Genomic DNA, 6,600 nt, shown 5'->3' on the forward strand with positions numbered 1-6,600 from the left:
GAAGACCGAGCTGGAGCGGTACGACCTCGCCCAGCAGCGCATCGAGCACCTCGCCGGGGCTCAAACGCCGGACGGGCTGGAAATGCGGGCCGGGGTGGGGTGGGGGTGGGTGGGAAAAGCTCGCGCTGGACGCGCTTGTCCTCAAACGCCGGACGGGCTGAAATGCCCCGGCCGGGCTGGATGGTGCGGCGGGGCGGGTGGGAAAGAAGCATGAGCGGCTCGGTCTCGAACACCGGCGGGCTGGAGGGTGCGGGTCGGCGCTGATGAGGCACCGCCTGTGCTGCGGAAGCGGCGGGGGCGGGTGGGCGGGGAGAGGTGGGCTGAGCGCGCTCGGTCTCGAACGCCGGGCGGGCTGGAGGGTGCCGGTCGGCGCTGAAGGTGCGGCGGGGTGGGTGGGGAGGAAGCGTGAGCTGCCCGGACTCGAACGCCGGGTGGGTTGGAGGTGCCGGTCAGCATCGAGAGGTTCGAGGGTGCCTGGCCTTGAATGCCGGGTGGGTTGGAGATGCCGGTCGGCACCGAGGGGTTCGAGGGTGCCTGGCGAACGGGGTGGAAACGGGTGGGTGGGTGGGAAGCGGGGTCCTGGGCTGTTTCGGCCTCGCCATCCTGGGCTTACCCCCGGCGGGCCCCCGCGCCCGCCCCCAGCGCTCCCCTCTGGGGGGTGATTCCCGACGGTACGGCTCGTTGGCGGGCCGGGGTGCCGGTCCAGCAGGTGCCTCGGCGGGAGAGGAGGCGGCGTAGCCAGACCTCCAGGGAGACCAGGTCCGCCAGGCCGTCCAGGGGGAGGGGTTCGCCCTCCGCGGCGCCTCGCAGTGCCTTGCGGACCACCCTCGCCTCCACCAGGCCCGCCTCCGCCAGCAGCGGTGTGTCGAACAGGGTCATCAGCTGCTCCACCGAGACCCTCAGGCCCGTGCGCGATGCCGCTGCCGTCGACGCGTGCGAGGGTGCGCCCCAGCCGGGGGGCAGGTCCGCTACGCCGGCGCCTTCCAGGACCGTACGGAGGATGGAGGCCCTGGCTCCCGGTTGGACTCTTAGGGCCTCTGGGAGGGCTCGGCAGGCTCGCACCACCTGGTTGTCCAGGAACGGCGTGTGCAGGCGCTGGAAGCGGATCTCCGCCGCCTGTTCCAGGACCCGTACGTCCGCCGCCTGGCGCGCCAGTGCAGCCCGCGCGCGGAAGTCTCCTGGGCGTTGGCCGGGGCCTACGCCGGCGCCCGCCCGATCCGTCGCCCAGTTCAGGCGAACCGATACTTCAGCCAGCGCCTCACCGGTCAGCCAGCGCGCGGCAGGGCCGGGTCTGGCCCAGGTGAGCGCGGCCAGTGAGGCTCCGACCGCGCCCCCGGGCTCGTCGAAGCGGCGCTGCATCAGGCGGTCGGCGAGGTTCTCTATGCCCGCCTTGTAGGGAGTGCGGGCGAGCTTGCGGGCGGCGCCGTACACGCGCGCGGGGACCATCACCGAGCCGTCGGCCTTCGCGAGCGCCGCCACCGGGCGGACCAGGTGGCGGCGTTTGCGGTCCATGAGGAGATCGGCGAGACGGGCGGGGTGGGCGTCCAGGACCTGCCTGGCGCCGTAGCCCGTGAAGTGGTCCGCGCTGCCTGAGGCCAATCTCGCCCTGTGCCTGGCCGCCGTCACCAGGCTCGGGCCCGGCTCGTCCGTCAGCGGGCCGTCCAGGTCGGCGTACGGGAGGACGTCCTCCTCGCCTGTCACCACTACGTGGTGCAGGCGTGGGTTCGCCGCCAGGGTCCCCGCCCGCTCCAGTTCCGCCTCGCGCCCGCCCACCGCCAGGTCGTTGAACGTCACCGCCAGCAGCCGCTCCCCCGCGCCCGTGCCGTGTCCGAGGACCGTCCCGGGCATGCCCGGAAGGCCGGCCGCGAGGAGCGCGAGGGTTCCTGAGGCCGGGCCGCCGGAGAGGTCGGCCCCTATCCCCGGTACGGGCATTCCGCGCGCCGCACGCCGTTCCGCCGGGCCCATCCCGGGCACAGGGCCGGGGTCCATGTTGGCGTCGGGCACATGGCGGGGGGCGGACAGCCGGGCGCGTACCGCATCGACCAGCGCGTCCCGTACGCCGTCGACCGCGCTGTCGGGGTCCACGGAGGCCGCCGCGACCGCGAGGGAGGCCACCGGCTCGTACCCGGCGATCTCACGCGCCCCGGCGCGCAGGATCAGCGCATGCCCCGGCGGAATGCGCCGCACGCCGTCGTAAGGCGTCGAGTCGTGCAACGCAGCCGGTACGTCGGGGGCCGCGAGGAGCGCGGCGAGGTGGCCGAAGTCGAGGTTGGCCTCGATGAGGTCGGCGAGGGGGAGGGCCGCCGTCGCGTAGGCCGTGCCGCCCGCCCAGGGGGTGTAGAACACCGGACGCGCGCCCGCCAGGTCACCACAGACCATGAGCCGGCGCCCCACCTGGACGATGGCCGTGTAGCTGCCCGGCCAGGCCGTCAGATGGCGAAGTGCGCCTCCGCGTGCGGCGAACAGGGCGACCCGGAGTTGTTCGTCGGTGGCTCCGCAGGTGCCCAGCACCGCTATGCGGGTCTGTTCGTCGGCCCGTACGACGCGGACCTCGTCGGGGCGCCAGTCGCCGACCGCCCAGAGCGGATCGGGGTCTCCCCACAGGAGTTGGGAGCCGACCGGGTGGACCGTCTCGCCGTCGTAGCCCGTCGCGCCCGCCGCGTATCCGGCCCCGACCCCGGTGCCGTTCCCGACTCCGTCGGCCGCGTAGCCGGCAGGCCCTGTCGCGTATTTGGCGGCCACAGCTGCGGTGCTGCTCCATCCCACCAACCACCGCATCGACGCCTCCACAGGCTGTGGACAACCAGTGCACCGTACGAACTCGGCACCATGCTGCCATGAAGGAAGCGCCTCGGAGGGACGGCAGAGCCGCTCGCGCTCCCCGAAGTGCGCCCCTGCGAACTCCTGTGCACCCCCTGGAACATGCCCGCGCAGCCACGAACGCACGCGTGGTTCAAGGGACTTCAACGTTTGGATCAAGGAACTTCGATGGCGACATCAGGAGACTTCGGCGCGGGGATATTGGTACGGGGACATCGCTAATCGCCGGACCCTGACGGGAAGTTCACCACCCGCCGACACCCGCCACCACCCACCTACACCCGTCCACACGCGTCGACCAGGGAGTTCGCCCGCACGGCTGCGACCTGAATGCGCCCCCGTTACGCTCCCCCAAGACGCCCCACGCGCCCTCAATTTCCATGGTGGGAGGGGTAATCGGCCCGGGAAGACGGGGTCTGTTTTCGGCCAAGTTGGCGAAGCGGGGGCAGGCTCGCGCACGCTCCGTACAGGCTCTGCGGAGCGCAGAGCCTACGCACAGTCCGGGAGGCGGAGTTCGCCTCCCGGACCGGTCCGCCGCCCGCGGGGATGTAGGCGGCGGTGTCCCCCAGCCCACTGGATCCAGTACAGCGGGCCGACCCACGCAGGATCCATGGAAGCGCTCCCGCCGTGGCCGGAGAAGAGCGCACGCACGGGCGCACGGCCACACAGCGGGGGCACGTCGCAACGGTGCGTACATCCCCAGAACTTCCGTACGGACCACAATCCCGCCATCCGGAACAATGCCTCTTAACGCTTGGGATGCGGCGAACTACGCTGGGTTTACGAATGCCGGGTGGTTATGCCAGCGCGGCAGCCGTCTGTGTCGAGGGGTGGCGCATGTCCAGGGAGCAACGCGGGCCGAACGACAAACTCGGCGCCGTTCTCGCCCTCGCGGGAATCAGCAACGCAGGACTCGCGCGTCGCGTCAACGACCTTGGCGCTCAACGCGGGTTGACTCTTCGCTACGACAAGACGTCGGTGGCGCGCTGGGTGTCGAAGGGCATGGTGCCGCAGGGCGCCGCGCCGCACCTCATCGCGGCCGCCATCGGCCAGAAGCTCGGCCGTCCGGTGCCGCTCCACGAGATCGGCCTGGCGGACGCGGATCCCGCACCCGAGGTGGGCCTCGCCTTCCCCCGGGACGTCGGACAGGCGGTCCGCTCCGCCACCGACCTCTACCGTCTCGACCTCGCCGGCCGTCGCGCGGGCTCCGGCGGCATCTGGCAGTCCCTCGCCGGATCGTTCGCAGTGAGCGCATACGCAACGCCTGCCTCACGGTGGCTGATAACCCCGGCCGACAGCTCGGTGGCACGCGACGCGAACCTCTCCGAGGCCTCCGGGGCACCGCTGAAAGTCGGCCACAGCGATGTGCAGAAACTGCGGGAGGCCGCGGAGGACGCCAGGCGCTGGGACTCCAAGTACGGCGGCGGGGACTGGCGTTCGTCCATGGTGCCCGAGTGTCTGCGGGTGGAGGCTGCGCCGCTGCTGCTGGGCTCGTACTCGGACGAGGTGGGACGCGCCCTGTTCGGGGCGTCCGCCGAACTCACGCGCCTCGCCGGGTGGATGGCCTTCGACACGGGTCAACAGGAGGCCGCACAGCGGTACTACATCCAGGCGCTACGGCTGGCCCGCGCGGCGGCCGACGTACCCCTTGGGGGCTACGTCCTGGCCTCGATGTCTCTCCAGGCGACCTACCGGGGCTTCGGCGACGAGGGCGTCGACCTCGCCCAGGCGGCCCTGGAGCGCAACAGGGGCCTCGCGACGGCCCGCACGATGAGTTTCTTCCGGCTGGTCGAGGCACGGGCCCACGCGCGCGCGAGTGACGCCCACGCGGCCGGCGCGGCGCTGCGCTCCGCGGAGGGCTGGCTGGAGCGGGCCCGCGACGGCGACAACGACCCCTCCTGGCTCGGCTTCTACTCGTACGACCGCTTCGCCGCCGACGCCGCCGAGTGCTACCGCGATCTGAAGGCACCGCGTCAGGTCCGCCGTTTCACGGAGCAGGCGCTGTCGAAGCCGACGGAGGAGTTCGTGCGCTCGCACGGGCTGCGGCTCGTCGTCTCGGCGGTCGCCGAGCTCGAGTCGGGCAATCTCGACGCGGCATGCGAGCAGGGGGTGCGGGCGGTGGAGGTTGCGGGGCGCATCTCTTCGGCGCGCACCACCGAGTACGTGAAGGATCTTCTGCATCGGTTGGAGCCGTATGGGGATGAGCCTCGGGTGGTGGAGTTGCGGGAGCGGGCTCGGCCGTTGTTGATGACTCCGGCGTAGGCGCAGGAGATTCCTTCCCGTTTGCCTGGTTTCGGTGATCTTGGGGCTGCGGGTTGTGTGTGGCTTGTCGCGCAGTTCCTCGCGCCCCTTAGGCCCGCCACTGTTCCCGGTGTTTGAAGTGACTGTCAGTGGCGCAGTGCACTATCGGGGGTGGGAGGTGGTGCAGGTGGTGTCGGGTATCGCTTACGACTGTGATGTGCTCGTGGTCGGTGGGGGGATCGTCGGGCTGTCGACGGCGTATGCGATCACGCGTGCCGCGCCGGGTACGCGGGTGACGGTGCTGGAGAAGGAGTCGGGGCCGGCCCAGCACCAGACGGGGCGCAACAGTGGCGTCATCCACAGCGGGATCTACTACCGGCCGGGGTCGCTCAAGGCGCGGTACGCGGTGCGGGGCGCCGCCGAGATGGTCAAGTTCTGCGCGGAGTACGGCATCCCGCACGCCGTCACCGGCAAGCTGATCGTCGCGACGGAGCGGGACGAACTGCCCCGGCTGCACGCCCTCGTCCAGCGCGGCCGGGAGAACGGCATTCCGGTACGGGAACTGGGCCCCGCCCAGATCGGGGAGTACGAGCCGGAGGTGCGGGGCCTCGCCGGCATACACGTGGGGACGACGGGGATCTGCGACTACGTGGCGGTCGCCCGGCAGCTGGCCGAGTCCTCGGGGGCGGAGATCCGGTACGGCGCCCGGGTCGTCCGCGTCGACCGGCGGGCGGACCTCGGGGTGGCCGTGCGGACGGCTGGGCCGGGGGGCGGCGAGGTCGTGCGGGGGCGGGTGCTGGTCAACTGCGCCGGGCTGTACTGCGACGAGGTGGCGCGGCTGACCGGTGACGAGCCCGGGATGCGGATCGTGCCGTTCCGGGGCGAGTACTTCACGCTGGCGCGGCCCGAGCTGGTGCGGGGGCTGGTGTATCCGGTGCCGGATCCGGCGTTCCCGTTCCTCGGGGTGCATCTGACCCGGGGGATCGACGGGGGTGTCCACATCGGGCCCAATGCCGTGCCGGCGCTGGCGCGGGAGGGGTACGGGTGGGGGACCGTGCGGGTGCGGGAGCTGGGGGCGACGGTGGCGTGGCCGGGGACGTGGCGGATCGCTGCGCGGCACTGGCGGTACGGGGGTGGGGAGCTGCGGCGGTCGGTGTCGAAGGGGGCGTTCGCGCGGGCGGTGCGGAGGTTGTTGCCGGTGGTGTCGGAGGGGGATCTGGTGCCTGCGGCTGCGGGGGTTCGGGCGCAGGCGGTGCTGCGGGACGGGACGCTGGTGGATGACTTCCTGATCAGGGAGGGGGCGCGGGCGGTGCACGTGCTGAACGCGCCGTCACCTGCGGCGACGGCGTCGCTGCCGATCGGGCGGGAGGTGGCTCGGCGGGCGCTGGCTGTGCTGGGTGGGTGAAGCGGGGCTTTTCTTCGCCCCCGCCGCCCCTACCCATTCCCGTCCCCTGGGGGCTGCCGCCCCCAGACCCCCGCTACGGCCCTGAACGGGCCTTGTCCTCAAACGCCGGACGGGCTGAGTCAGTCAGCCCGTCC

General features: G+C 72.2%; 3 protein-coding genes. 2 read left to right on the forward strand and 1 reads right to left on the reverse strand.

Translation table 11 applies throughout. The features are described 5' to 3' along the window. Window positions 1-609: 609 nt before the first annotated feature. Entirely contained in the window at window positions 610-2,778 is a 2,169-nt protein-coding gene (locus ACWDR4_RS49625) for an asparagine synthase-related protein (protein WP_450418756.1), read from the reverse strand. A gap of 879 nt (window positions 2,779-3,657) precedes the next feature. Between ACWDR4_RS49625 and ACWDR4_RS49630 the strand changes: the two genes are divergently transcribed. Together ACWDR4_RS49630 and lhgO are read left to right on the forward strand one after the other, a co-directional pair. Further along, a complete protein-coding gene (locus ACWDR4_RS49630) occupies window positions 3,658-5,082 on the forward strand; it encodes an MFS transporter (RefSeq protein ID WP_450418757.1) in 1,425 nt (474 codons plus the stop codon). 136 nt (window positions 5,083-5,218) lie between these two features. Further along, window positions 5,219-6,466 (forward strand): L-2-hydroxyglutarate oxidase, encoded by a 1,248-nt coding sequence (lhgO, locus tag ACWDR4_RS49635; protein ID WP_450418759.1) that lies wholly within the window; start codon window positions 5,219-5,221, stop codon window positions 6,464-6,466. The last annotated feature ends 134 nt before the right edge of the window (window positions 6,467-6,600 follow it).

The sequence above is a fragment of the Streptomyces sp. NPDC000878 genome (genome assembly GCF_053599695.1).

What these genes read in the sequence shown, in the direction of transcription:
- ACWDR4_RS49630 (WP_450418757.1), top strand. Translation starts at nt 3,658, where the DNA reads ATGTCCAGGGAGCAACGCGGGCCGAACGACAAACTCGGCGCCGTTCTC.
- ACWDR4_RS49625 (WP_450418756.1), bottom strand. Translation starts at nt 2,778, where the DNA reads ATGCGGTGGTTGGTGGGATGGAGCAGCACCGCAGCTGTGGCCGCCAAA.